Source organism: Brevibacterium sp. 91QC2O2, assembly GCF_024580695.1.
In the GTDB taxonomy this organism is placed as follows: Bacteria; Actinomycetota; Actinomycetes; order Actinomycetales; family Brevibacteriaceae; genus Brevibacterium; species Brevibacterium moorei.
This window is the reverse complement of record NZ_JANIJY010000003.1, coordinates 88,120-114,066: the sequence shown is the minus strand read 5'-3', so window position 1 is coordinate 114,066 and position 25,947 is coordinate 88,120. Positions and strand designations below refer to the sequence as shown.

The 25,947-nt window shown below is 69.0% G+C and carries 21 protein-coding genes; 13 read left to right on the top strand and 8 right to left on the bottom strand.

From position 1 onward, the window contains the following. Window positions 1–38: 38 nt before the first annotated feature. Window positions 39–611, bottom strand: a complete 573-nt coding sequence (locus NQ036_RS04010) for a MarR family winged helix-turn-helix transcriptional regulator (RefSeq protein WP_257057181.1) — start codon at window positions 609–611, stop codon at window positions 39–41. Between the two features lie 361 nt (window positions 612–972). On the opposite strand from NQ036_RS04010, the gene NQ036_RS04005 reads away from it, so the two are divergent. The 7 genes from NQ036_RS04005 to deoC all read left to right on the top strand — a co-directional run bounded on the left by NQ036_RS04005 (window position 973) and on the right by deoC (window position 8,702). Beyond that, the gene (locus NQ036_RS04005) at window positions 973–2,067 is read left to right on the top strand and encodes a BMP family ABC transporter substrate-binding protein (RefSeq protein WP_257047007.1); all 1,095 of its coding nucleotides are present in this window, start codon (window positions 973–975) and stop codon (window positions 2,065–2,067) included. A 90-nt stretch (window positions 2,068–2,157) separates the two neighbouring features. After that, complete coding sequence (locus NQ036_RS04000; RefSeq protein ID WP_257057180.1) at window positions 2,158–3,750, top strand: ABC transporter ATP-binding protein; 1,593 nt, start codon at window positions 2,158–2,160, stop codon at window positions 3,748–3,750. Then, window positions 3,747–4,970, top strand: coding sequence for an ABC transporter permease (locus tag NQ036_RS03995; protein WP_257047009.1), 1,224 nt, complete (start codon window positions 3,747–3,749; stop codon window positions 4,968–4,970). Before NQ036_RS04000 ends, NQ036_RS03995 begins: the two co-directional genes overlap by 4 nt. After that, the gene (locus tag NQ036_RS03990; protein ID WP_257047010.1) at window positions 4,967–6,268 is read left to right on the top strand and encodes an ABC transporter permease; all 1,302 of its coding nucleotides are present in this window, start codon (window positions 4,967–4,969) and stop codon (window positions 6,266–6,268) included. Before NQ036_RS03995 ends, NQ036_RS03990 begins: the two co-directional genes overlap by 4 nt. Next, a complete protein-coding gene (locus NQ036_RS03985; protein WP_257047011.1) occupies window positions 6,255–6,683 on the top strand; it encodes a cytidine deaminase in 429 nt (142 codons plus the stop codon). Before NQ036_RS03990 ends, NQ036_RS03985 begins: the two co-directional genes overlap by 14 nt. A gap of 2 nt (window positions 6,684–6,685) precedes the next feature. Next, the gene (locus NQ036_RS03980; RefSeq protein ID WP_257047013.1) at window positions 6,686–7,978 is read left to right on the top strand and encodes a thymidine phosphorylase; all 1,293 of its coding nucleotides are present in this window, start codon (window positions 6,686–6,688) and stop codon (window positions 7,976–7,978) included. Window positions 7,979–8,027: 49 nt separating this feature from the next. Continuing rightward, window positions 8,028–8,702 (top strand): deoxyribose-phosphate aldolase, encoded by a 675-nt coding sequence (gene deoC, locus NQ036_RS03975; protein WP_257057178.1) that lies wholly within the window; start codon window positions 8,028–8,030, stop codon window positions 8,700–8,702. A gap of 14 nt (window positions 8,703–8,716) precedes the next feature. On the opposite strand, the gene NQ036_RS03970 is transcribed toward deoC, so the two are convergent. Then, window positions 8,717–9,214 (bottom strand): hypothetical protein, encoded by a 498-nt coding sequence (locus NQ036_RS03970; RefSeq protein WP_257057177.1) that lies wholly within the window; start codon window positions 9,212–9,214, stop codon window positions 8,717–8,719. 149 nt (window positions 9,215–9,363) lie between these two features. Here NQ036_RS03970 and NQ036_RS03965 point away from each other — a divergent pair, with 149 nt between their 5' ends. Both NQ036_RS03965 and NQ036_RS03960 read left to right on the top strand, forming a co-directional pair. After that, window positions 9,364–10,035, top strand: a complete 672-nt coding sequence (locus NQ036_RS03965) for a carboxymuconolactone decarboxylase family protein (RefSeq protein WP_257047016.1) — start codon at window positions 9,364–9,366, stop codon at window positions 10,033–10,035. A 68-nt stretch (window positions 10,036–10,103) separates the two neighbouring features. Continuing rightward, window positions 10,104–10,478: a hypothetical protein gene (locus NQ036_RS03960; protein ID WP_257057175.1), complete on the top strand. Its 375-nt coding sequence runs from the start codon at window positions 10,104–10,106 to the stop codon at window positions 10,476–10,478. A 69-nt stretch (window positions 10,479–10,547) separates the two neighbouring features. On the opposite strand, the gene NQ036_RS03955 is transcribed toward NQ036_RS03960, so the two are convergent. After that, the gene (locus tag NQ036_RS03955) at window positions 10,548–12,356 is read right to left on the bottom strand and encodes a phospho-sugar mutase (RefSeq protein ID WP_257057174.1); all 1,809 of its coding nucleotides are present in this window, start codon (window positions 12,354–12,356) and stop codon (window positions 10,548–10,550) included. Between the two features lies 1 nt (window position 12,357). Then, window positions 12,358–13,173: a purine-nucleoside phosphorylase gene (locus NQ036_RS03950; protein ID WP_257057171.1), complete on the bottom strand. Its 816-nt coding sequence runs from the start codon at window positions 13,171–13,173 to the stop codon at window positions 12,358–12,360. A 77-nt stretch (window positions 13,174–13,250) separates the two neighbouring features. Between NQ036_RS03950 and NQ036_RS03945 the strand changes: the two genes are divergently transcribed. Then, complete coding sequence (locus tag NQ036_RS03945; RefSeq protein ID WP_257047021.1) at window positions 13,251–14,252, top strand: GNAT family N-acetyltransferase; 1,002 nt, start codon at window positions 13,251–13,253, stop codon at window positions 14,250–14,252. Between the two features lie 90 nt (window positions 14,253–14,342). Here NQ036_RS03945 and NQ036_RS03940 read toward each other — a convergent pair whose 3' ends face one another. The 3 genes from NQ036_RS03940 to NQ036_RS03930 form a co-directional block, all read right to left on the bottom strand. After that, a complete protein-coding gene (locus tag NQ036_RS03940; protein WP_257047022.1) occupies window positions 14,343–15,713 on the bottom strand; it encodes a sugar porter family MFS transporter in 1,371 nt (456 codons plus the stop codon). Between the two features lie 215 nt (window positions 15,714–15,928). Next, a complete protein-coding gene (locus NQ036_RS03935) occupies window positions 15,929–16,993 on the bottom strand; it encodes a LacI family DNA-binding transcriptional regulator (RefSeq protein ID WP_257047023.1) in 1,065 nt (354 codons plus the stop codon). 121 nt (window positions 16,994–17,114) lie between these two features. Then, entirely contained in the window at window positions 17,115–18,026 is a 912-nt protein-coding gene (locus tag NQ036_RS03930; RefSeq protein WP_257057168.1) for an aldose 1-epimerase family protein, read from the bottom strand. Window positions 18,027–18,091: 65 nt separating this feature from the next. On the opposite strand from NQ036_RS03930, the gene NQ036_RS03925 reads away from it, so the two are divergent. The 3 genes from NQ036_RS03925 to araA all read left to right on the top strand — a co-directional run bounded on the left by NQ036_RS03925 (window position 18,092) and on the right by araA (window position 22,105). Next, window positions 18,092–19,741, top strand: a complete 1,650-nt coding sequence (locus NQ036_RS03925; protein WP_373456816.1) for an FGGY-family carbohydrate kinase — start codon at window positions 18,092–18,094, stop codon at window positions 19,739–19,741. Window positions 19,742–19,816: 75 nt separating this feature from the next. After that, window positions 19,817–20,545, top strand: a complete 729-nt coding sequence (locus tag NQ036_RS03920; protein ID WP_257047025.1) for an L-ribulose-5-phosphate 4-epimerase — start codon at window positions 19,817–19,819, stop codon at window positions 20,543–20,545. A 51-nt stretch (window positions 20,546–20,596) separates the two neighbouring features. Beyond that, the gene (gene araA / locus NQ036_RS03915) at window positions 20,597–22,105 is read left to right on the top strand and encodes an L-arabinose isomerase (RefSeq protein WP_257047130.1); all 1,509 of its coding nucleotides are present in this window, start codon (window positions 20,597–20,599) and stop codon (window positions 22,103–22,105) included. A gap of 60 nt (window positions 22,106–22,165) precedes the next feature. Here araA and NQ036_RS03910 read toward each other — a convergent pair whose 3' ends face one another. Beyond that, on the bottom strand, window positions 22,166–25,933 hold the full coding sequence (locus NQ036_RS03910) for an FtsK/SpoIIIE domain-containing protein (RefSeq protein ID WP_257057167.1): 3,768 nt from the start codon (window positions 25,931–25,933) through the stop codon (window positions 22,166–22,168). Window positions 25,934–25,947: the final 14 nt, after the last annotated feature.

Below are 25,947 nucleotides of genomic sequence, written 5' to 3'. Positions count from 1 at the left end.
ACCGGAGCAGACGACTCCGGCCGGTGCGGTCAGTGCTCTCAGGTGTTCTTGGGCCGGGCGATGGCCACGAGCTTCTCCTCCTTGGCAGTCCGCTTGCGGTGCCGGGGCGGGCGGGCGTCGAGGGCCTCGAGAGCGGCTTCGGCGGGTTTGATGAGGCCACGCAGGGTCAGGATCATCCGCATGACCTCCTCATTGCCCAGATCCCCCATGGTCTTTTCGAAGGACTGGAAGATGGCCGCATGGTAATCGGTGATGAGATCCCTGGCCTTCTGAGTGGGCATGATGGAGATTCTGCGGCGGTCGGCGGCATCGCGTTCGCGCGTGATGTAGTCGGCCGAGGCCAGCCGCTCCAGGATCGAGGTCAGGGTGGAAGCCGAGAGCGCCAGACGGTCGCTGAGGTATCCCGGGGTCGGCGGGGTGTCGAGCTCGGAGGAAGCCGACAGAGTCAGGCTGAGGACTGAGAAGTCGATGAAGTTCAGGTTGCGCGCCTGGGCGAACTTGGAACCGGCGATCCACTGCTGGGAGCCGAGTAGGCCGATCTGGTGGACCAGGTCCAACAGCGGCGGGACCGCGCCCGCGTCGTACTGGTCGTCTGGTGAAGCAGAGCTCATAACACTCCGGAAGTCTGAGGGAACTATGGTTTCCATGTGTAAAGCATAAATGATTGAATTCGCAAAATCCCTGGGCCTCGGCTTAGCCGTGACTGTGTGAATTGTTTTTCACACTCGTGGGTTTCGTTATTGATACGTTACCCGTCGTGGACATTGGGTTGCAATTTGGTAAACGGGCCAAGTTCTTTCACGTGCGGGTGAATCCGGGCGCGCCGGGCGCCACAGTGCGGACGCGCACGGTACCGGCTGTGTGAAACTGGTATGGGGCGGGTAGTCTGTGACTGACATGTTCGCGGTCCGTGTGCTCGCTGTGAAGGTGAGTGGTTTGGGCCGTGAGGTACTTAGAACCGGGAGTTCTCCAGTGAATATCAAGCTTCTCTCGTCCGCTGCGGCCCTGACCGCGGTGTCCGCCCTGACCCTGACCGCCTGCGGCAGTGCCCCGGAGGACAGCGCCGGCGGCGAAAAGTCCGACTACAAGGTCTGCATGGTCTCCGACGCCGGCGGCTGGGACGACCACTCGTTCAACCAGTCGGGCAAAGAGGGCTTCGACAAGGCCGTCAAGGAATTCGGCCTGGATGAATCGGACGCGGAGTCGAAGGACCAGTCCGACTACACCTCGAACGTCGACCAGATGGTGCAGCAGGGCTGCAAGCTGACCTACGGGGTCGGCTTCAACCTGGCCGCCACGATGACGAAGTCGGCACAGGACAACACCGATCTGAACTACGCGCTGATCGACTCGCCGTTCACCGATGCCAAGGGCGCGGTGCAGACCCTGAACAACGCCAAGCCGCTGCTGTTCAAGTCGAACGAAGCGGGCTTCCTGGCCGGCTACGTGGCCGCCGGCTACAGCAAGTCGGGCAAGATCGCGACCTTCGGCGGCCAGGAGATCCCCTCGGTCACCGTGTTCATGGACGGCTACGCCGACGGCGTCGCGCAGTTCAACAAGGACAACGGCAAGTCCGTCAAACTGCTGGGCTGGGACAAGGACAAGCAGAAGGGCTCCTTCGCCAACAGCTTCGACGACCAGGGCAAGGGCAAGACGCTGGCCGAGGAGTTCCTCAGCCAGGGCGCCGACGTCATCATGCCGGTCGCCGGCCCCGTCAACCTGGGCGCCGCCGCAGCGGTGAAGAAGGCAGGCGGCGACAACGCCGTGGTGTGGACCGACTCCGACGGCTACGAATCCGCAGCCGACTACAAGGACATCATCCTGACCTCGACGCTCAAGGAGATCTCCAACGCCGTCTACGACACGGCCAAGGAGGGCAAGGACGGCAACTTCAAGTCCGAGGCCTACATCGGCACGCTGGCCAATGACGGGGTGGGCATCGCCCCCTACCACGACTTCGACTCGAAGCTCTCGGACGATCTGAAGAAGAAGGTCGAAGACCTCAAGAAGCAGGTCGCAGACGGCACGATCAAGCTCGACTCCAAGAACGCCCCCACGGCGGACTGATTCCACCTGCCCGAGCCCGCCGCCGGCCGGTCCACCTGGCCGGCGGCGGGCCCGGGCGTTTCCGCCACACTCTGCGAGGAGAACGACCGCGTGAGGCTCCAGCTCGACGGGATCACGAAGCGATTCGGGTCCTTCACCGCCAACGATGCCATCGACTTGACCATCGAACCCGGACAGATCCACGCCCTGCTGGGTGAGAACGGTGCCGGGAAGTCGACGCTCATGAACGTCATCTACGGGCTCTACGAACCCACCGAGGGACGGATCCTGATCGACGGGAAGCCCGTCGCCTTCTCCGGTCCCGGTGATGCCGTGGCCGCCGGCATCGGCATGGTCCACCAGCACTTCATGCTCATTCCGGTCTTCACCGTCGCGGAGTCCGTGGCATTGGGCTACGAGCCCACGCGGGGACTGGGCCTGCTCGACCTCAAGACCGCCAGGGCCAAGGTCCGGGAGATCTCCGAGCGCTTCGGCTTCGAGATCGACCCGGACGCCCGGATCGAGGACCTGCCGGTCGGCGCGCAGCAGCGCGTGGAGATCATCAAAGCGCTCTCCCGGGATGCGGAGGTCCTGATCCTCGATGAGCCGACCGCCGTGCTGACCCCGCAGGAGACCGACGAGCTGATCGAGATCATGCGCCAGCTCAAGGCCCGCGGCACCTCGATCGTCTTCATCACCCACAAGCTGCGCGAGGTCCGCGCTGTGGCCGATGCGATCACCGTGATCCGCCGCGGCAGGGTCGTCGGCACGGCCTCGCCGGAATCCTCGGAATCCGAACTCGCCGGGCTGATGGTCGGCCGCGAGGTCAACCTGGGAATCGACAAGGCCCCGGCACAGCCCGGCGATGAGACCTTCACGGTCAGCGATCTGACGGTGCTCGACTCGACCGGGCTCCCGGTGGTCGACGACCTGAGCTTCGGAGTGCGCCGCGGCGAGATCCTGGCCGTCGCCGGCGTCCAGGGCAACGGTCAGTCCGAACTGGCCGAGGCCATCATCGGGCTGGTCCGCCCGCGCGCCGGCACGATCACCCTCGACGGGAACGAGCTGGGCCACCTCAGCGTCAAGGAGCGCCTGCTGGCCGGCATCGGCTTCGTGCCGGAGGACCGGACGGAAGACGGCATCATCGGCCCGTTCGCCATCCGCGAGAACATGATCCTCGACTGGTACGACCAGGAGCCCTATGCCAAGGGCCTGGCCCTGCAGCCCCAGGTGATCGAATCGGCAGCCCGGGAGAAGGTCGAGGAGTTCGACATCCGCCTGGGCTCGATCGACGATCCCATCTCCACCCTCTCCGGTGGCAATCAGCAGAAGGTCGTGCTCTCCCGTGAGCTGGGCCGTAAGCTCCGGCTGCTGGTGGCCAGCCAACCGACCCGCGGCCTCGACGTCGGCTCGATCGAATTCGTCCACCGCCGCATTGTGGCCGAACGCGATGCCGGAACCCCCTGCATCATCGTCTCGACCGAACTCGACGAGGTCCTGGCCCTGGCCGACCGGATCGCCGTGATGTACCGCGGCACGATGGTCGGCATCGTCCCCGGCGACACCCCACGCGACGTGCTGGGCCTGATGATGGCCGGCGTCCCGGAATCCGAGGCCCTGGACAGGATCGCCGACGGGACCGGCGCCACGGAGATCAGCGCAGTCGAAGAGACAGACCCCGACACAGGGGAGGAGAGCCGATGACTCAGAACACCACCGAGGCCCCGAAGAGGCCGGCGCCGGAGGCGGAGGAGACACCCGGCGCGCGGGAAGCGCTCCTCAAGGACATCCTCAGTGGCAGTTGGCTGGTGTCCGTCCTGGCCATCGTCATCGCCCTCATCATCGGCGGCGTCCTCATCGCCCTGTCCGATGAGGACGTGCGCGCGACCATGGGCTACTTCTTCGCCCGCCCCAGCGACTTCTTCACAGCTGCCTGGCACAGTGTCTGGGATGCCTATATGGCGCTGCTGCGCGGGGCGGTGTTCGACTGGAAGGCCTCGAACTTCGAACGCTCGATCCGGCCGCTGACCGAATCAATGGTCTACGCCTCGCCCCTGATCTTCACCGGCCTGGGTATGACCCTGGCGTTCCGCTCCGGCCTGTTCAACATCGGCGGGCAGGGACAGGTCGTGCTCGGCGCGATCATCTCCTGCTTCTTCGGCTACGCACTGCACCTGCCGGTGGGCCTGCACGTGCTGGTGGCGCTGCTCGGCGGCCTGCTCGGCGGCGCACTGTGGGCCTCGATCGCGGGCGTCCTGAAAGCGCGCACCGGGGCCAATGAGGTGATCGTGACGATCATGCTCAACTCGATCTCCGGCTTCCTACTGACCTATCTGCTCAAACAGGGCTGGTTCACCCAGACCGGGCAGAACACGCCCATCACCACCTCGATCGACGACAACGCGGCCCTGGCCACGATTCTGCCGGCGCCCTTCCGGCTGCACTGGGGCTTCCTCCTGGCGATCCTCGTCACCTGGGCCGTCTGGTGGCTGCTGGAACGCTCCACCATCGGCTTCGAGTTCCGCGCGGTGGGGGAGAACCCGCAGGCCGCGCGCACCGCCGGCATCTCCGTGGGCAAGGTGACGATCCTGGTGATGGCCATGGCAGGCGCACTGGCCGGCCTGGGCGGTTCGATGCAGTCGCTGGGTACCGAACACTCCCTGGCCGAGGGCGTTGGCGGGTCCATCGGCTTCGATGCGATCACGGTGGCCCTGCTGGGCCGTTCCAAACCGGTCGGGACCTTCTTCGCAGGCCTGCTGTTCGGCGCCTTCAAGGCCGGCGGTTACCTCATGCAGGCACAGACCGGCACCCCGATCGAGATCGTCCTGGTCGTGCAGTCGGTCATCGTCCTGCTCATCGCGGCACCGCCCCTGGTGCGCGCGATCTTCCGACTGCCCGCACCCGCGAAGAAGGAGGCCGCATGAGCACCGCGCTCACCCCTTCCACCCAGCCCACGACCCCCGATCCGTCCGTTGCGGCCCTGCTGGCGCCGCGGAACTGGAAGATGCCGGTGGTCTACGGAATCCTGGCGCTCGTGGCAGTGCTGTGGTTCGGCCTGGGCGCCCAGGCGGGCGCACACACCGTCTTCCGCTTCTCCAAGGACGGCGACTTCCTCCGGCTGCCCGACCTGGTCGTCGGGGCCAAGGCCGCGACGCTGTCGGTCGGCATCGTCCTGCTGGCGCTCGCCGGCTTCTCCTGGTGGTCCGTGGCCCGGCGCGTGCGCACCGGCGTTTGGCTGCCGATCGTCTTCGGCGTGCTCTTCGTCTTCGGGTTCCTGGCCTGGGCCGGGGCCGACCATGGTGTCATCGCCACCACCAGCCTGCTGGCCGGTGGGTTGACGCTGAGCGTCCCGCTGATCTTCGGGGCCATGTCCGGTCTGGTGGGCGAGCGCTCGGGCATCGTCAACATCGCGATCGAGGGCCAACTGCTGGCCGGGGCCTTCGTCGCCGCCGTCACCGCCTCGCTGGCGGGCAATCCCTACGCGGGCCTCGTGGCCGCACCCCTGGGCGGCATCATCGTCGCGGTCATCCTGGTGTTCTTCGCGGTCAAGTACTGGGTCGATCAGATCATCATCGGCGTGGTCATCAACGTGCTGGTCACCGGTATCACCAGTTTCCTGTTCTCCAGCGTGCTGGCCAAGGACTCCAGCCACTGGAACACCGCCTTCGAACTGCCCAAGCTGCCGATCCCCGGTCTGGCGCAGATCCCGGTGCTCGGTCCCGTGCTGTTCGATCAGAACCTGCTGGTCTACCTCATGTACGTCGTCGTCATCGCCCTGCACATCCTGGTCTTCCGCTCCAAGTGGGGCCTGCGGATGCGCGCGATCGGCGAACACCCCAAGGCCGCGGACACCGTGGGCATCAAGGTCAACCGCTGGCGGGTCATCAACACCCTCATCGCCGGCGCCTTCGCCGGCCTCGGCGGGGCCTTCCTGACGATCGGCTCCGGCCTGGCGTTTGCCAAGGACATGTCGGCCGGACAGGGCTATATCGCCCTGGCGGCGATGATCCTGGGCAAGTGGAACCCACTGGGTGCCCTGTTCGCGGCCCTGTTGTTCGGCTTCGTGACGAACCTGGGCAATGCGCTGCAGGCCATCGGCTCGCCGCTGCCCTCGGACCTGCTGAGCATGTTGCCCTACATCGTGACGATCTTCGCCGTTGCGGGCTTCGTGGGCCGGGTGCGCGCACCCGCGGCGGAGGGGCAGCCCTATGCCAAGCAGTGAGGCAACCAGTATCCGGGTCTTTCCCGCCGAGGTCTGGGAGGGGCTGCGGAAGGCCGCGCGCACCGCGATGGCGGGGGCCTATGCGCCCTATTCGCACTACCCGGTGGGTGCCGCGGCGCTGGTGGACGACGGTCGCACAGTCTCCGGGGCCAATGTCGAGAACGCCGCATACGGAGTGGGCCTGTGCGCCGAATGCGGCCTGGTCTCCGACCTGTTCCGCACCGGCGGAGGCCGCCTGGTGGCCTTCGCGTGCGTGGACGGCCATGGCAACAAACTGGTGCCCTGCGGCCGCTGCCGCCAGTTGCTCTATGAACACGGCGGCCCCGAGCTGGTACTCGATATGCCGCGGGGCCCGCAGCGGATGGACGCGGTCCTGCCCGATGCGTTCGGGCCGGCGCACCTGAGGGAGGAATGAGAATGGTCGAACCCTTCGATGCGGTCGATGTGATCGCCGCCAAACGCGACGGCAGGCGGTTGGCGGCCGAGCAGATCGCCTGGGTGGTCGACGCCTACACCCGCGGGGTCGTGGCGGACGAACAGATGGCGGCCCTGGCCATGGCGATCTACTTCAACGGGATGGACGCGGGGGAGATCTCCCAGTGGACGGGCGCGATGATCGCCTCGGGCACCACTATGGACTTCTCCGCACTGTCCAAACCCACCACGGACAAACACTCCACCGGCGGGGTCGGGGACAAGATCACCCTGCCGCTGGGTCCGCTGGTGGCGGTCTTCGGCGCAGCGGTCCCACAGTTGTCCGGCCGGGGGCTGGGGCACACGGGCGGAACCCTGGACAAGCTCGAATCGATCCCCGGCTGGAGCTCCCGGATGGACCACGCGGCGATGCTGGGCCACCTGTCCGAGGTCGGGGCTGTGGTCGCAGCCGCCGGAGACGGCCTGGCCCCGGCGGACAAGAAGCTCTACGCACTGCGCGACACCACCGCCACGGTCGACTGCATTCCCCTCATCGCCTCCTCGATCATGTCGAAGAAGATCGCCGAGGGCACGTCGGCCCTGGTGCTCGACGTCAAGGTGGGCTCCGGGGCCTTCATGAAGGACCTGGATTCCGCGCGTGAACTGGCGCGCACGATGGTGGACCTGGGAACCGCCCACGGGGTACGGACCTCGGCGCTGCTGACCGATATGTCCACCCCGCTGGGCCGCACCGTGGGCAATGCCCTGGAGGTCCGCGAGGCCCTCGAGGTCCTGGCCGGCGGCGGGCCCGCCGATGTGGTCGAACTGACTGTCGCGCTGGCCCGCGAGATGCTGCGCCTGGTGGGCATCGTCGACGTGGACGTCGCCGCCGCCCTGCGCGACGGCCGTGCGATGGACCGGTGGAACGCCATGATCGCGGCCCAGGGCGGGAACCCCACGGCACCGTTGCCGCAGGCGGCGCACGCCCACACCGTCACAGCACCGGAGACCGGCGTGCTGACCGGATTGGACGCCCTGGACGTGGGCGTGGCCTCCTGGCGGCTGGGTGCCGGGCGCGCCCGCAAGGAGGACCCGGTGTCCGCCGGAGCCGGTATCGAACTGCACGCGAAACCCGGTGATTCGGTGGTGGCGGGAGCCCCGCTGCTGACCCTGCACACCGACGACGAGGCGCGCCTGCCCCGGGCACTCGAGGCCCTGGAATCGGCGGCGACGATCGGCCCTGCCGGGGGCACTGCGCCGGGTTCGGTTGTGTTCGAACAGATCAGTGCCCGATGACAGCCGTCGCAGAGGAGAACAGGCGTCGATGAGGAAAGAGGATAGGAACATGCCCACTCGTGAACAGGTCGCCGGACTGGTCGACCACACCCTGCTCAAGCCGGAATCCACCCGCGCGGACGTCGCGGCCCTGGTGGCCGAGGGGCGCCGCCTGGGCGTCAAGGCCGTCTGCGTCTCCCCGAACCAGCTGCCGCTGGAGGATACGGGCGAGTTGACGGTGGCCACCGTCGTGGGCTTCCCCTCAGGCGCCGTCAAAAGCCAGATCAAGGCTGCAGAGGCGGCGCTGGCCGTGGCCCAGGGCGCCACGGAGATCGACATGGTGATCAACCTGGGGGCCGCCAAGGCCGGTGACTGGGAACTGGTCGAGGCCGATATCCGCGCCGTCGTCGCGGCGAGTGCGGCCGCTGCCGCCGACCTCGAAGCCCCCGTTTTGGTCAAGGTGATCATCGAATCGGCAACGCTGGACGATGAGGAGATCGTCGCGGCCTGCCGTGCCGCCGAAGCCGCGGGCGCGGACTTCGTGAAGACCTCGACCGGTTTCCATCCGGCCGGCGGCGCCAGCGCCCACGCCGTGGAACTCATGCGTCGGACCGTGGGGGACCGCCTGGGGGTCAAGGCCTCCGGCGGGATCCGCACGGCCGAGGCCGCATCACAGATGATCTCCGCCGGCGCCAGCCGTCTGGGCCTGTCCGGCACCGCCGGAGTGCTCGACGGACTGGATTAGGCCGGCGGGAGGGATCAGCGGACCAGCGTGTCCAGGCCCCAGTCGGTGAGCGCAGTGGCCACACAGGCCCACAGCGCCGAACCCGCCAGCTGCCAGGCGATCACCTTGCGCCGGTTGACGCCCAGGGCGATCATCGCGGCGGTGCTCAGCTGACTGGGGATCACGACCTGGCCCAACAGGGCGAACCCGGCGACACCGTACCGGTCGATCGCGCGCCTGACCCGGCGCTCGAGCTTGGACTTTCTGCGGCGGATCGGCAGCGTGCGGCCGATCCTGCGCATGTGCCGTCTGGCGCGGTCGGCGACGGCGGCGGTCGCCAGCAGCGCCGCCGCGTTGCCGCCGAAGGCCGAGGCCAGGGTGACGGGATTCGACACACCGGCGAGGGTGCCGAGCAGGGCCGCGAAGTGCGATCCGACATAGGGCACGGCGCCCATCACCAGGACTACCACCCAGTGCAGCCAGTCCGGCAGCGATTCGGTATACGTCTGGAGGGTCTCCAGCAGCGATTCCACGCTCGTCATCCTTCTATTGGGGAAGTTGGCACAAAGGCGCCCGGACGCGAACGCCCGGGCTGCGTCCATCCTATCGACGGCCCCTGACACGGATGCCGGAGTGGGCGTACGGTTGAGATGTACGTCACTGGAATCCACTGGAGGAACACATGGCAGAGCACTACCACGACCCGTCGGACTTCGCCTACGCCAAGGAACTGGCAGAAGTGGCGCCCGCGCAGTCCGCCGGCTTCAACGATTTCAATGCGGCCGTCTTCGACCCGAGCGACGAGGTGCTGCCGATCAAGACCAAGGAGCTCATCGCGATCGGCGTCGCCGCGACCACGCAGTGCCCCTACTGCCTAGACGTCCATGTGGGCAATGCGAAGCGCGCCGGTGCGAGCAAGGCCGAGGTATCGCGTGCGGTCTTCGTCTCTGCGGCACTGCGCGCCGGAGGAGCCTTCACGCACGGCTTCCTGGTCCACAAGGCGGCCGACCAGGGCGCTGGGCTGGAGCACTTCACGGAACCGGGCGACAGGAGTTATGCACGGATCCTGCGCCAGACCTCCGGCGGCGGTGTCGAGGGCTTCCAGGGCTTCGACAAGGCGGTGTTCGACCCTGCCGACGAGGTCCTGGGGGTCAAGGAGCGAGAGCTCATCGCGATCGCGGTGGCGGCGACGACCCAGTGCCCTTTCTGTGTGACCGGACACACCGGCAATGCGAAGCGCGCAGGGGCCAGTGACGAGGAGATCTCGCGCGCAGTGCTCATCGCCGCGGCCCTGCGCGCCGGCGGCGCCTACACTCACGGGCTGTTGGCCCTGAAGCTCTACGACGAGAAGTGAGTAGTCGCCGGCGTCCGGCGGGCCAGCCACCTGCCGGGCGCCGGCGCGCAGCGCAGTACCATGGGGGTATGCGTCAGCTTCCCTTCTCCAAGCACAGCCTTGGCCTGGCCATCATCGCCCTGGCCTTCGGACTGCTCAACCTCGCCTGGACCCAGTGGTTGCCCGGCATCGTCCTCGTCGTCATCGCATTTCTGCAGATCGGCGGATCCTGGTGGGTGCGGGACCCCGACCGTCCCGAGGCTCCCTCGGGGCCCGTCCCGCATGGGACGGGGGCGCTGGCATTCACCGGGATGATCGCGGTGGGCCTGACGATCACCGTCTACGGGATCGCGGGGCTGATCAGTAGCGCCGGCAGCGACGCCCGCATCCTGGCGACCACGCAGCTGGTCGTCGTCTACGTCGCCTGGCTGGGCGCACGGCTGTACCTGCACAAGCTGGGCTGAGCCGCCCGCCCCGGCCCCGGAGAGCGCCGGCCGTCACCCGGGTGGATGTCCGCCCGGCCGGAGCGTGGCCTAGCCGAGGTCCAGATCATTGGTGAGGCCGTCGGCCATCGCCGCCAGCCTTGCCGCGGCCCTGGCCTGGGCCGCCGGGACCTCGGCCGCGGCATGGTCGGGCACCGGCTCGTAGGCCTCCAAATAGCACTTGAGTTTGGGCTCGGTGCCCGAGGGCCGGATGATCACCCGATCCCCGGTCTCGGCTTCCAGCAGCAGCCCGTCGGTCGGGGGCAGCTGCGCTGATCCCTGCGCCAGGTCGGTGACGGTGACGATGGGGACATCGCCCAGGGCCTGCGGAGGCCGGCCTCGCAGGCGCTCCATGGCGTCGGCGATCAGCGTGGTATCGGTGACGCGGAAGGTCAACGGACGGGTCAGATAGACTCCGTCGCGGGCCCGGATGCGCGCCAGCTCGTCGTCCACCGACATGTCCTCGGCCGCGAGCTGGGACACCAGCCCGGCGAAGAACACGGCAGCGGATATCCCATCCTTATCGCGCACCAATTGCGGGGCGACGCAGTAGCCCAGTGCTTCCTCGTAGCCGTATGCCACCCCCGGAACCCGGGAGATCCACTTGAAACCGGTCAGCGTCGTGCGGTGTGCGATTCCGTGCGCGGCACAGGCGGCCCCCAGGCCGCGGCTCGAGACGATCGAATTGGCGAATACCGCCTCGGGCCCCACATGGCCGAAACCGGCCAGGTACTCGCCCAGCAGCAGGCCCACCTCGTCCCCGGCCAGCTGCCGCCAGCCCACGGTAGCCGAGGCATCCGGGACGGCGGCGGAGAACCGGTCAGCATCCGGATCGTTGGCCAGGATCAGATCCGCGTCGACCTCACGGGCCAGCTCCATGGCCAGGTCGAGGGCGCCGGCCTCCTCCGGATTGGGGAAGACCACCGTGGGGAACTCCGGATCCGGCTCGGCCTGTTCGGGCACCGGATGCAGGTCCTTGCAGCCGGCGCGCTCCAAGGCCGCCAGCGCCGTGGTGGTGCCCACCCCGTGCATTGCGGTGTGCACGATTCGCAGCGGCGCGGTCTGGGTGACCCCGGCGGAGCCGATGGCCTCCAGATAGTCCATCACGATGGCCGGGCCCAGCCTCTCCCAGCCGTCGGCGGCCCTGGGCACTGCCGCCACGGACGGCACCCGGGCGATCTGCTCGGAGATGAGCGCGTCGAAGGGCGGGACGATCTGTGCGCCGGCGCCGGCCGCTGCCAACTCGTCTCCGGCCGGATCGCCGGTGCGCTCGTAGACCGCGCGCAGGGGGCGCACGCCCAGATAGACCTTGTAGCCGTTGTCGTCCTTCGGATTGTGGCTGGCCGTGACCATAACGGCCGCATCCGCGCCCAGATGCTCCAGCGCGAAGGCCGTCAGCGGGGTGGGCAGGCGCACGGGCAGGAGTAGGGCCCGCCCGCCCGCGGCCGTGACGACCGCTGCGGTGTCCTCGGCGAACTCCTCGGAGTGGTGCCGGCCATCGCAGCCGATCACCACTGAGAACCCATGGCCCACATAATCGTCGAGGAAGGCCGCCAGCCCCGCCGCGGCCCGGATCACCACGGCCCGGTTCATCCGATTGGGCCCGGCCGCCATCGCGCCGCGCAACCCCGCGGTGCCGAACTCGAGGGGTCCCGCGAACCTGTCCTCCAACTCGGTGCGGGCCGCGGCCTCGGCCGCGGTGCCGCCGAGCGCGAGGTCGAGCAGGTCGAGCAGAGCGGCGCGATCGGCTGCGTCCGGATCGTCGAGGGCCCAGGCCCGTACCACGGCCGGGTCGAATCCGGCCGAGAATCCGTCGGGCACGCGTGTGGGTCCGTCGGACGCTGTCGTCTCAGAGGCCATCTCAGTCCTCCTCGGCGGCGATGCCGGCGACGATATCGGCCAACAGCCGGGAGATCCGGGGGCCGGCTGCCTGCCCCGCGGCCAGCACCTCGGCGTGATCCAACGGGGTTGCAGAGACCCCGGCTCCCAGGTTCGTCACCAGGGAGATGCCCATGAGCTCCATGCCGCAGGCGCGCGCGGCGATCGCCTCGAGCGCGGTCGACATGCCGACCAGGTCGGCACCCAGCGTCCGGGCCATCCGGACCTCGGCCGGGGTCTCGTAGTGCGGTCCGGGGAACTGCGCGTAGACGCCCTCGGCCAGGCTCGGGTCGATGCGCTGGGCCAGGGCGCGCAACCGGGCGGAGTAGAGATCGGTCAGATCGGTGAAATCCGCCCCGTGCAGGGGAGAGACCGCGGTGAGGTTGAGATGATCGGAGATGAGCACGGGGGATCCCGGCGCGAATTCCTCCCGGGTCGAACCACAACCGTTCGTCAAGACCAGGGTGGTGCAGCCGGCGGCGGCGGCGGTGCGCACTCCATGGGCCACCGCATCGACGCCACGGCCCTCGTAGTAGTGGGTGCGCGCCCCCAGGACCAAGGCGTGGCGGCCCGTGTCGCCAATGGCCACCGTGTCCAGTCGGCCCCCATGGCCGGCGACGACGGGGGAGTGGAAACCGGGCACCTGCTCAGCCGGCAGGGATGCGACGGTCTCACCCAGCAGGCCGGCCGCCTCGCCCCATCCGGAGCCCAGTACCAGGGCGATATCGTGGCGTTGCACACCCGCGTTCCCATTGATCGTGGCGGCCGCCGAACGGGCTGTTTCCATATAGTCGTTCATGCTCGCTACCCTACCCGAGACCTTCTGCGCCCACGGTGTCCGCGATGCGGGAGGGCCGGCCTCGTTAGACTTGTCCCATGGTGAAGATTCGACCCTTCCGGACCGGCGACGACCTGCGCTTGACGGAGCTCCTGCACGACCCGACGACCCCTGCGGAACACTTTGCGCGCTCGCTGCTGCGCGCCCCCTCGAGTGGGGCCACCGGAGAGGGCCCGGCCCTGTGCTGTGTGGTCGCGACTCTGGACGACGACGATGTCGTCGTCGGCGCCGCGGCGATCGCCGCGGCACCCCTGCACCCGGCGCGGGCCTGGGTGCATGTGGAGGTCGCGGCCGAGGAACGCGGCCACGGTATCGGATCCGCCCTGCTGGCGGCGGTCCGGGAACAGACGGTGGGGACGGACCTCGAGGGCCTGCCACTGCGCGCCAGAATCGCAGCCGAGGCGCCCGGCGCCGCGATCGCCGCCCACTGGGGCTTCGGCGAACTGTCCACCACCCGGGTGATCCGGGTACAGCCCATGGCCCTGGGCAATCTGGGCGCCGACCGGGTCGAGGACTTCCAGGTCACCGCGACCGGATCGGTCGCACTGACCCAGGCATTCGGGGCCTGGTACGCGGGGGTCAACCGGGTGGACCCGGTGGCGCCCCTGAGTCCCGGGCGGATCAACGCAGCCTTCCTGTCCGAGGCCGCCGGCGCCTATGGAGCGGCCCTGCTGCGCCGCGCCGGCCGGATCAGTGCCTTCGCGGTGTCCTACGCCGTACCCGAAGCCGCGGGTCGGCCGGAGCAGGCCGCCCCGGGATCGGCGGATGCCGGGCCGGACGGCGTGCCAGAGGAGGCCACGGAGCTGACCGTCGGCGTGGCATTCGACGCCGAGGAGGCCGCTGTGGCCGCCACATCCTCCGATACCGACTATCAGGCAGCGCTGCAGGACGCGGGAGTGATCATCGCGCGCCTGTCGACCGATGTGCCGGTGGACGTGGAGGTCACCAGTGAGATGCCGGTGCTCGGTGAACTGCTCGACGGTCTGCTGACAGCGCACCTGGCCCGCGTGCTCTACACGTACACGACCCTGGGGGACTGAACTCCGGGAGACTGAGCCGGGAGAGCAGACAGCGCCGCGCCGCCACAACACGTGGCGGCGCGGCGCTGTGCTATCACCGGGCCAGGGGGCTCAGCGCTTGAGCGCGTTCGCCTCGATGTCCTCGAGTGTGCGGCCGCGGGTTTCGGGCACGCGCAGGCTGACGAAGACGACGCCCAAGACGCAGATGACGCCGAAGATCGCGAAGACCGCCTCCTGGCTCATCCGGGCGGTCATGATCGGGAACAGCAGGCCGACGAGGAAGGAGCCGATCCAGTTGAAGGAACTGGCCAGGCCCGAGGCGCGTCCGCGGATCGCCAGGGGGAAGATCTCACCGACGATCACCCAGGTCAACGGAGCCCAGGTGAAGGAGTACAGGGCGACGTAGACGCACAGGAAGACGACGATGAGCATGGGCGAGGAATTCGGGGCCACCGTGTTGATGATGGCCGGCAGCAGGAACGACGCCGCCATGATGATGCCGCCGCCGATGAGCAGGAAGCGACGGTTGAAGCGTTCGGCGATCGCCATGTAGAGCAGGGATCCCAGGACCAGGATGACGCCCTGGATGATCGGCCACATGAGTGCCGATTCGGCGGAGTTGCCGGTGGCCTTCTCGACGATCAGCGGGATGTAGTAGAAGATCGCATTGGCGCCCTGGAACTGCTGGAAGGCGGCCACGCCGATGCCGGCGATCACCAGGTAGCGATAGCGCCCTGACAACAGGGTCGCCCAGCCGGCCTTGGCCTGCGCCGATTCCTCCAGGACCGCGGTGTTCTTGATCAGGGCCAGTTCGGCGTCGATCTCGGCGGGTTTGCGGATGTAGCCGAGTACCCTGGCGGCCTCTTCGTCCTTGCCGTGTTTGACCAGGAAGCGCGGCGATTCCGGCAGGCGGAGCACGCCGAGGAACAAGATGATCGCGGGCACCGCGGCCAGGGACAGCATGAGTCGCCAGGCCCAGGTCTCCGGCAGGTCTTTGAGCAGGAAGTCGACGACATAGGAGATGAGCATGCCGGAGACGATCATCGTCTGGTTCAGCCCCGACAGGCGCCCGCGCAGGCGGGCCGGTGCCAGTTCGGACATATAGGCGGGCACCAGGGCCGAGGCGGCACCGACTGCCAGGCCCAGGAAGATGCGCACGCACACCAGGTAGATCGAGCCGTTGTGCGGGGAGAGTCCGCACAGCACCGAGCCGAGGACGAAGACGAGGGCGGAGGCCAGGATCATATTGCGCCGGCCGAAGCGGTCGGAGAGCTGGCCGGCGATAGCGCCGCCGAAGATAGCGCCGAACATCACGCCCGAGGTGATCCAGCCGATCACCCCGGCGGAATCGCCCAGGCCCCAGTCGTTCTGCAAGAACGGCAGGGCGCCGGTCATCACACCGATGTCATATCCGAAGAGGATGCCGCCGAAGGCGCCGAAGAAGTAGATGAAGGCGCTGGATATTTTCTTGTCGCTGCCCAATTGTGCTCCTCGAGGCGTGTGGGTCGGCGTTTCGCAGAGGCGTCCGCGCTGACTCTCCGCCCAGTGTCTTATGCCCAGTACTGATGGGGATGGGGTGGGACCCACGTCCGGGAGGAGCCCGGAAGTGAGCGCTAACATTCGATCGTGAGGAAGCCTAGACCCGTGTCGGCCGAGGTGTCAAAGGGGTGCGCCGGTGCGGCGCGCCGCCGCGCGGTTCAGTCCTCGACTGTGGACGCGCGCACCACCAGGGTGGGTGCGATCGGGGTGGTGTCCGGCTCCCGGCCGTCGACCAGGTCGAGTACGGCCAGGACCGTGCGGTGGCCCAGTTCCACGAAGTCCTGGTGCACGGTTGTCAGCGCCGGACTGTAGAACCCGGATTCGGGGACGTCGTCGAAGCCCGCGACCGCGATCTGGCGCGGTACCCGGATCCGGGCGCGGTTGAAGGCGGCCAGCAGTCCCAGTGCCATTCCGTCATTGGCGGCGAATACCGCAGTGGGCCGCTGTTGAGGGGCTCGGGTGGCCAGCTGCGAGCCGAGTGCGAAGCCACAAGCCGCCGACCAGTCGCCGGGGAACACTTCGAGCTCGATTCCGAAGCTGGCGCAACAACCGCGGACCGCCCTGGTGCGCGCCTGGGCGTCGGTCCAGTGTTCGGGACCGGCCAGCAGGGCGATGTGGCCGTGTCCCCGGTCCCGCAGATGCTCGATCACGGCCTCGGCGCCGGCTGCCTGGTCGACGCTCAGAGTGGTCAGGCGGGGCAGGTCGGCGGCCGCCGGCCCGACGGCCACAATCGGCACGTCGGTGTGTAGGCCGGCCAGGAACTCCACCACCCGGTTACGGGCGGCGATGACGACGATGGCCTCGACGGCGCGGTTCAGGCAGGTGTCGATCGCCGCGGCGAAAGCGGTCCGGTCGGATTCGGGGATGGTCGACAGGAGGGTGGCGAAACCATGGGACCTGGCTGCCTCCTCGATCCCGGAGAGCGTGCGGGTGGGGCCGTAGAGGAAGGACCCGACTGCGATCACGCCGATCAGCCCCGACCGGGAGGTGGCCAGGGTGCGTGCGGCGTTGTTGGGGCGGTAGCCCAATTCGGCGATCGCGGCCATGACGCGCTCACGGGTCGCCGGGCGGACTCCGGGGATGTCGTTGATGACGCGGGAGACCGTCTGGTGGGAGACACCGGCCAGTCCTGCGACATCGGCCATCGAGGGCCGCCGGCCGGCGGCCTTGCGGCGGGGCGCCGGTGGAGTGGGGCGCGGAGTGTCGGCTGGAGGGGTGGGCATTGTGAAATCGGTCCGTTCCGGGGATGAACAACGGGGGGCGAAAGGGATTCGACCCACCGTCAAGACTATTACCGGCCTGCGGGCCGAAGGGTGCCAGGGTGGGTGGGCGGTCCGGTCCTCCTCATCCCGCGGCCAGGTGCCAGAGGGCCCGGTGCTCCTGCCCGGGCTCCAAGACGATGAGGTTCGTGCCCGAGTTGAAGGCGTCGGGCGGACACGTGGACGGTTCGACCGCGAGCCCGCGCCGATCCATCCCTGCGATGCCGAGGTCCGCGGTGAATACCTGCACCCACGGCATCTCCCGGGAATCCCAGCTCAGGGTGACCCGCGGTTCCTGGGCGGCGGCACCGCACAGGGTCAGTGATACCGGCGCGGGTGGCAGACCGGTGTAGGCATGATCGATCCGGGCCGGACCGATTGGGCCGCCGGTGCGCAGATCGAGCTCGCCTGCGACCGGTTCCAGGGCACGCGGCAGCAGGGTCTGCGGATCGGGGACGAGGACCTCTGCGGCGGGCAGGCACAACCGCCAGTCGTCGACCCGGCCGGTCGGCAGGGTCAGATAGGGATGGACCGCGACGCCGTAGGGCACGGGACCAGGGCCCACGCCCTGCGCCTCGACCCGCCAGGTCAATCCGGAATCGTCCAGCTGATAGGTGCAGCTGACGTCCAGCGCGCCGGGATACCCCGGCTGGGCCGGCACGCGGATGGTCAGGACGACCGAATCCGAGGTGGCCCGCGCGATCCGCCACTGGGTCCACATGGCCAAGCCGTGGATCGCATTGCCGCGGTCGGGCTCGCTCAGCGGCAGCTGCTGGATGCGGCCGGCGAAGGCGTAGCGCCCGCCGCCGATCCGATTGGGCCACGGTGCCAGCACAGAGCCCTGTGCGCCGCGGCGTTCGGAGCCAGGGGCGAAGGGGAGGATCAGATCGCGCTCGGCGTGGCGCAGGGCGGCCAGGGCGGCTCCGACGGGGTCGATCACCGCGGAATAGTCCCCGTGGGCCAGGTTTACGGACTCCGGTGCGTCGCGCAGTTCCATGCTTCCCTCCCGTCCGGAACACTGGCGGCCCGGACTCCAAGGCATTAATGTTAGCGTTAACAGTCGTGTCTGAACAGAAGCAAGGTGGATCGCCCACGATGGTCGAGAACATCCCCGAAACCGCCCAGCTCATCGCCTCAGGGTCCTGCATCCTGGGCCTCGAACTCGGATCGACGCGCATCAAGGCGTGTTTGACCGCACCGGACGGCCGCCCCCTGGCCACCGGCGGACACACCTGGGAGAACCGGCTGGTCGACGGCCACTGGACCTACGCGCTCGACGCGATCTGGGAGGGCATCGCCGCAGCCTACGCCGACCTGAGCGCCCAGACCACTGCCCGCTACGGCGCGGCCCCGACCAGGCTGCACGCCATGGGCGTGTCGGCCATGATGCACGGCTACCTGGCCTTCGACGCCCAGGGCGAACTCCTGGTGCCGTTCCGCACCTGGCGCGACACCACGACCGCGCGCGCAGCCGGGGAACTGACCTCGGTCCTGGGCGTGAACATCCCCCTGCGCTGGTCGGTCGCCCACTACTACCAGGCGGTCCTCGACGCCGAACCCCATGTGCCACAGGTTGACTTCCTGACGACCCTGTCCGGCTACGTCCACTGGCGCCTGACCGGTGAGAAGGTCCTGGGCATCGGCGATGCCTCGGGGATGTTCCCCATCGACTCCACGAGCTGCGACTACGACCGCGGAATGCTCGACGCCTTCGACGCCCACATCAGGGCCCTGGTGCCCGAGTCCGACCTGTCCCGCCTGCTGCCCCGGGTGCTCACCGCCGGCACCCCGGCAGGCACCCTGAGCGCCGCCGGCGCCCTGCTGCTCGACCCCACCGGGGCTCTGCAGCCCGGAACGGCACTGTGCCCGCCGGAGGGCGACGCCGGCACCGGAATGGTCGCCACCGACTCCGTGCGCCCCCGCACGGGCAATGTCTCCGTTGGCACCTCGATCTTCGCCATGGTCGTGCTGGAGAAACCCCTGCGGGAGATCCACCACGAAATCGACCTGGTCACCACCCCGGCCGGCGAGGCCGTGGCCATGGTCCACTGCAACAACGGGGCCGACGAGCTCAGCCGCTGGGTGGCCCTGTTCGTCCAGGCCGCGCGCCTGTTCGCCCCCGAGACCGAGATCGACCCCGACACCGCCTACGCCGAACTCCTGGCGGCGGCCCTGCGGGCCCAGCCCGACGCCGGCGGGCTGCTGTCGTACAACTACATCTCCGGTGAACCCATCACCGGCCAGGCCGACGGCCGTCCGCTCATGGTGCGCGGACCGGAGACGGCACTGAACCTGGAGAACATCATGCGCTCGCAGATGTTCTCCGTCTTCGCCACCCTGGCCATCGGCCTCGACGTGCTGCGCGCCGAGGACGTCGCCCTGGACTTCCTCAACGCCCACGGCGGCCTGCTCAAAACCGCCGATGTGGCAGCCCGGCTGCTGGCGGCGGCCGCCGGCACCCCGATCGTGGTGACCGAGGGAGCCGGGGAGGGCGGGGCCTGGGGCATCGCCCTGCTGGCCGCCTACCTGGACCACGCGCAGGCGCCCCTGCACACCTTCCTGGCCAATACCGTCTTCGCCGATGCTCCGGCGCAGACCGTGCGGCCAGAGCCCGTGGACGCCAACGGCTTCCGCCGCTTCCTCGACCACTACCGCCGCGGCCTGGACCTGCAGGCCACCGCCGTCGCGGCGACCGATAGGACCGCGCACTGACGAGCTTGCGCCCTGACCAGGTTGCGCACCGACCGGCTGCCGGGAAATCGCAGTATAGAAAGGACCGAATCACCCATGTCCGAGAAGACCACTCCGCACAAGACCGCGCGCCTGTCGACCACGGTGCGCGAACGCGTGGAGATCGCCAAGCACCGGGTCGCCGAACTGCACGCGGAACTGCCCCGCTGGGGCCTGGTCGTGTGGACGGCCGGCAATGTCTCCGAGCGCGTCCCGGTATCCGAGGACGCGACGCCGGGGGCCGATGACCTGCTGGTCATCAAACCCTCCGGCGTGCGCTATGAGACGCTGACCCCCGATGCGATGGTCGTGTGCGATCTGCACGGAAACCTGCTCGAGGGCGACTATGCGCCGTCCTCGGACACCGCGGCCCACGCCTACGTCTACCGGCACATGCCGCAGGTGGGCGGAGTCGTGCACACCCACTCCACCTACGCCACAGCCTGGGCCGCCCGCGGCCAGGAGATCCCCTGCGTGCTCACGATGATGGGCGATGAGTTCGGCGGCCCCGTGCCGGTGGGCCCGCTGGCGATCATCGGCGACGAATCGATCGGCAGGGGCATCGTGGAGACGCTGACGGGCAGCCGCTCGCCGGCCGTGCTGATGCGCAATCACGGCCCGTTCACCATCGGCCGCAACGCGGAATCGGCGGTCAAGGCCGCCGTGATGGTCGAAGAGGTCGCCCGCACCGTGCACATCGCACAGCAGCTGGGCGAGGTGCAGCCGATCGACCAGGAGATCATCGATCGGCTCTACGACCGCTACCAGAACGTCTACGGCCAATAAGCCCCGCCGCCCCACCCATCCCTGCGAAGAAACCTAGGAGCACCCACCATGATGGCCAATCCATTCGAATCCAAGGAGATCTGGTTCCTCACCGGCAGCCAGGGCCTCTACGGTCCAGAGACCCTGGACCAGGTCGCCGCACAGTCCCAGCAGCTGGCCGCCACATTGGACGCCGCATCCGATATCCCCGTCAAGGTCGTTTGGAAACCGGTCCTGACGGACTCCGAATCGATCCTGCGGACCATCCTGGACGCCGGAGCGAACGACGATGTGCTGGGCGTCATCACCTGGATGCACACCTTCAGCCCCGCGAAGATGTGGATCCGCGGCCTCGAGGCGCTGCGCAAGCCACTGCTGCACCTGCACACCCAGGTCCACGAGCGCATGCCGTACGCCGACATCGACATGGACTTCATGAACCTCAACCAGGCCGCCCACGGCGACCGTGAGTTCGGCTACATCCTGACGCGGCTGAACATCCCCAGGGTTACCGTGGTCGGACACGTCACCCACGCCGATGTGACCGGGCGGATCGGCGTGTGGGCCAGGGCCGCCGCCGGCTACGATGCCGCACAGCACATGAAGATGGTGCGCTTCGGTGACAATATGCGCAATGTCGCCGTGACCGAGGGCGATAAGACCGAGGCGGAGATCCGCCTGGGCGTGTCCGTGAACACCTGGGCCGTGAACGACCTGGCCGCTGCGATCGAGGCCGTCGACGAGTCCACGGTCGACGGGCTCATCGCCGAATACCTGGAGGCCTACGATGTGGCAGCCGAGTTGCTGCCAGGGGGAGCGCGGCACGAATCCCTGCGCTACGGGGCCCGGCAGGAGGCCGCGATCCGCGGCTTCCTCGAACAGGAGGGCGCCACCGCCTTCACCGACAGCTTCGAGGACCTGGGCGCCCTCAAGCAGTTGCCCGGCCTGGCCGTGCAGCGGTTGATGGCAGACGGCTACGGCTTCGGTGCCGAGGGCGACTGGAAGACCGGCGTGCTCATCCGCATCGCCAAGGTCATGGGCTACGGGCTGCCGGGCGGGGCCAGCCTGATGGAGGACTACTCCTACAACCTGGAACCGGGCAATGAGAAGATCCTAGGCGCCCATATGCTGGAGGTCTGCCCCTCACTGACCACCGGGCGCCCCAGCCTGGAGATCCACGAACTGGGCATCGGCGACCGCGAGGACCCCGTACGCCTGGTCTTCGACGCGGATCCTGCCCCGGGCGTCGTCGTCGCCCTGTCCGATATCCGCGACCGCTTCAGGCTCACGGCCAATGCCGTGGAAGTGGTGGGACCCGATGAGCCGCTGCCCAAGCTGCCCGTGGCCCGCGCCGTCTGGGAACCCGCTCCGGACTTCAAAACCTCCACGACCTGCTGGCTGTCGGCGGGAGCGGCCCACCACACGGTGATGACCACCGCCGTGGGCATGGACGCCTGGCGCGATCTGGCCACCATGGCCGGCATCGAACTGGCCGTGATCGACCAGGACACGACGGTGGCCGGGTTCCAGGACGCCCTGCGGTGGAACAACGTGTACTACCGCGTCGCGCAGGGGTTCTAGACCCCCGGTGCTGCGGCCCGTGATCCTGCATCCCGGGCTCCGGGCCGGAGCCGATCGGGTTCAGATCACGAGGTCGATGGGCACCGCCCGTGATTCGTCGACGAACCAGCCGTCGGCCCCGTGCAGCCGCGGCAGGCTGCGGCGTCCGTCGACAAACAGGTCCCCGGCTCCGCGCGGCCACAGCAGCAGAGTGGGGCCGAGACCCACGGCGGCCATGAAGTCCGAGCCGAACGGTGGCTGCCAGCCGTGGGCTGTGAGCATCACACGCGGCGAATCCCCGGTGGCGGTCCCCGCGGACCGGGCGGTCGGGCCCGCCTGACCGGCTAAACCAGCCGTTTCCACCGGCGGGCCCAGGGCGCGCAGCCGCTCTCCCAGTTCTGTTACGCGCCCGGGCGGGACCCGGACGTTCAAACACGGGCCCATTCGGTCGGGCCGCCAGACGATGGCCTCGCCCAAGGGCCCGGTGCCCAGCAGGAGGGCGCCGGGTCTGGCGTGCGCGCCCGGTTCGGGCGGGCTCTCCAATCCCAACAATGAGCGCAGTACGGCTGTCGGCGATGTGCCCGGCTGGGTGCCGTTCACGGTCATGACTGCAGCATTGGTCGTCGGATCGTGGACGCCGTCCGCGGGCCTGGCGATCTGTGCATCCCAGCCGGACTCTGGACCATCCGGGGTCAGGAGCACGCCGCGTCCCGGCTCGGACGGGTCCGCGAAGCGCTCGGGTTGCAGACCGTAGTACACGGCCTCGGCCGGCGCCGGGGTGGGGAAGATCAATCGGTGTGGAGCCGAGCTACCCGGGCCCGTCGACAGTGACCGCCGTCCGGCGACGATCCCCATGACCGACCCGGGTACGCCCACGGTCAACAGGTGTTCCAGGCGTTCGACGAGACCGCGGTTCGCCGGGGCCGCGAGGAGGTCCTCCCAATCGTCCAGGGCCAGGACCAGCGGCCCGATGGGGCGTGCTCCGGTCAGCAGTCCCACCAGGTATTCGAGAAGATCAGTGCGCGCCGGATCGATATGCACGGCGCAGGGGACGGCATCGGAACCGCGTGTGGAACCCCGTCCCGGCACGGGGTCGGCGACGATGATCGCCGGCGCCCGTAAGGAGGAGCAGGCCGCCTGGACGAAGGTGCGCAGCGCAGTGCTGCGCCCTCGCCCGTGGCCGCCGGTGATCAGCAGGTCCCCGCCGGCATAGCACCACGGTTCGGCCCCCGGCGAGCGTGGGTCCTCGACCGATCCCAGCTGTAGGGGATCGGTGGCAGGGAGTTCGGCGGGCAGCGGTGGGGGCACGATGCTGTGCGCACCGGCCCGGTCTGCGGAAGTCCTCGCCGCCGGGCCGGTGAGTTGTTCCCACAGGCCGTGTCCTTCTGTCCCCGGCAGGGGGATGCTCGTTTCCTCGCCCGAATGCAGGTCGCGTATGCGCAGCATCTCCGGCCCCGGAACCCGGGTGAAGTCCACATGGGCACTGTGGAATGATCGGACACCGGCTCCGGCGGCGATAACACCCAGGCCGGGACGGTCCGGATCCAGTTCGGCGGCAGCGGGACAGTCGACGACCTCCAGGGAATCCTGCGGATCGCGGACCCGCAGGGCGATGCGCAGGTTGATATTGGCCTTCATCCTGGCGGTCACCACACCGGCGGGACGCTGAGTGGCCAGCACACAGTGGATGCCGAGCGACCGGCCCAGGGCGGTCAGGGACTCCAATAGGGCCACACCTCCCGGGTCGTCGTCGATCAGCGCCTGAAACTCATCGATCATCAGCACCACGCGCGGCAGGTGACCCGGTCCGGAACCATCTGCCGTGTCCACCGCGGCATTGTGTGCGTCGATGTCGGACGCACCGCTGGCGGCGAGTACCGCCTCCCGGCGCGTGACCTCGGCCCTGACCGCGCGCAGTGCCCGCACCGCCAGACGTCCGGACAGATCGCTCGTGACCGAGTCGACGTGCGGCAGCGCGGCCAGGGGCGCGAAGGCCGCGCCGCCCTTGAAGTCGACCAGGACCAGGCGCAGTTCCTCAGGGGACAGCGCGGCGGCCAAAGCCGTGGCCCAGGTCTGGAGGAATACCGATTTCCCGCTGCCAGTGGTGCCCGCCACCAGTGCGTGGGGGCCCTGGCCGAACAAGTCGAGGGCAATCGCGCCGTCTTCCCCCACACCGATCGGTACGGCAGCGGTCGGCACCGGGCCGGGTGGCCCGGACAGGACGTCGCCCAACTCGACCGGTTGTTCCCAGGCGGGAGTGCCGGTGGACCAGCGGGTCCAGGTGACGGCGAAGAGTTCGGGGCGGACCAGCCGTAGGTCCACCGGGCCGTCGATCACGATGCCCCAGTCGGCCGGCCCAGGGCGCTCGCCGGTCAGGAGTGACCGGTCTGTGGAACATTCCAACCTCCACAGCTCACCGCCCGCCGGTCCGGCGGTTTCCGTATGACCGGCCTGTCCGGTACCGCGCCACAGGTCGATCCCTGTGCTGCTGAGGAACAGGTGGATTCCCGCAACGGCCGCGCCCACGCAGGAGACTGCCCGCCCCGTGCACGGGCACAGGATCGCGTCGACCCCGGCCAGGAAGTCCGGCATCCGCTCGCCGTGGACGTACAGGGCGGCCCGCTGTTCTGACCGGTGGCCGCCGGCTGCAGCCGGGGGTGGCGGAGTGGAGAGGACCCGATCGGCCAGGGACTGTAGAAGCAGTGAGCGGACCAGGGCCGTTACTGTGTCCGCGGGGCCCGTCACCCTGAGGCCATCGGCCAGGTCGATGCGTACGGGCACCTGTTCGAGCAGGGGATGCCAGCGTCCGTCCAGTCGGATGCCGGGGCGGCGGGGCGCCGGGGGCAGCAGCTCGGAGTGTCCGCGCAGGGGCTGCGGCAGGTCATGCGGATCGGATTCGCCGATCGTCATCCCGTAGGCCGCGGCGACGGTGCCGTAGCCCAGTTCGACGTGTCCGGGCGGGGCGCGGCGGGTTGAGGAGAGCTCGTGCAGTTCGTGGCACAGCCGATCGATGTCGTGCTCGCGTTCGCGCACCCGCCTGCGGTATTCGGCTGCCGCCAGCAGACAGTCGGCGCGGTGCCTACGTCGTTCGACACACCCGGTGAGCGCTGCCGTCAGCGGTCCCGAGAGGCTGAACAGGAGGAACCACCACATGCCCGTGGTCAGCGCCAGGACGACACCCAACAGGGCGGGTACCAGGTACAGCAGCCAGTGCGCACGGGTGGGCTCCGGGACCGGGCGCAGCACGGGCCAGTCCGCGAGGGCAGGCGGGGTGGGCGCCGAGCCACCACCGGCCGTCGAGCCCGCCCGCAGCAGGACGAGGGAGTGCCCGACGCGGATCCGGGACACACCGTGGTGGTTCGGCAGCTCCACCGGGGTTCCGGTCTCATCGGTCACGGAGAAACCGTGGGAGCTGGGCGAGACCGTCAGCGGCGCGCGGCTCAGGTGCGGGTCCGCCAGGGGCAGATCGGAGGGGCCGCGCGCGATCGTCCACGCACGTGCCGGCAGCGGCAGGATATGGCCGGAATCGGGGCCGGTGACGACCTCGGCCCGCGGGCCGACAGCCGGCGGGGCGGGTGCGGAGCCCGGGTCCCAGAGGACCGTCGCCGTGGCCCTGCCCACCCAGCGGCCCCAGGTCTCGCCGGTGTCCGGCACGACGGTGCCCGAGGTGGTGTGCCCGGTTGCGGTGTGCCCCGCCCCGGGACGATCGTCGTCCTGTGAGGTTGGAGGTGGGCGGTGGTGGGCCGTCAGAACGTGGGCGAGCACTTCGGCGACGGGACGACCGGCGGGCGCGTCGACGCACAGGGCGCGCAGGGCGAAGGGAGAGCGGAGGAGGACGATCTGTTCCATGCGCGCACCGTAGA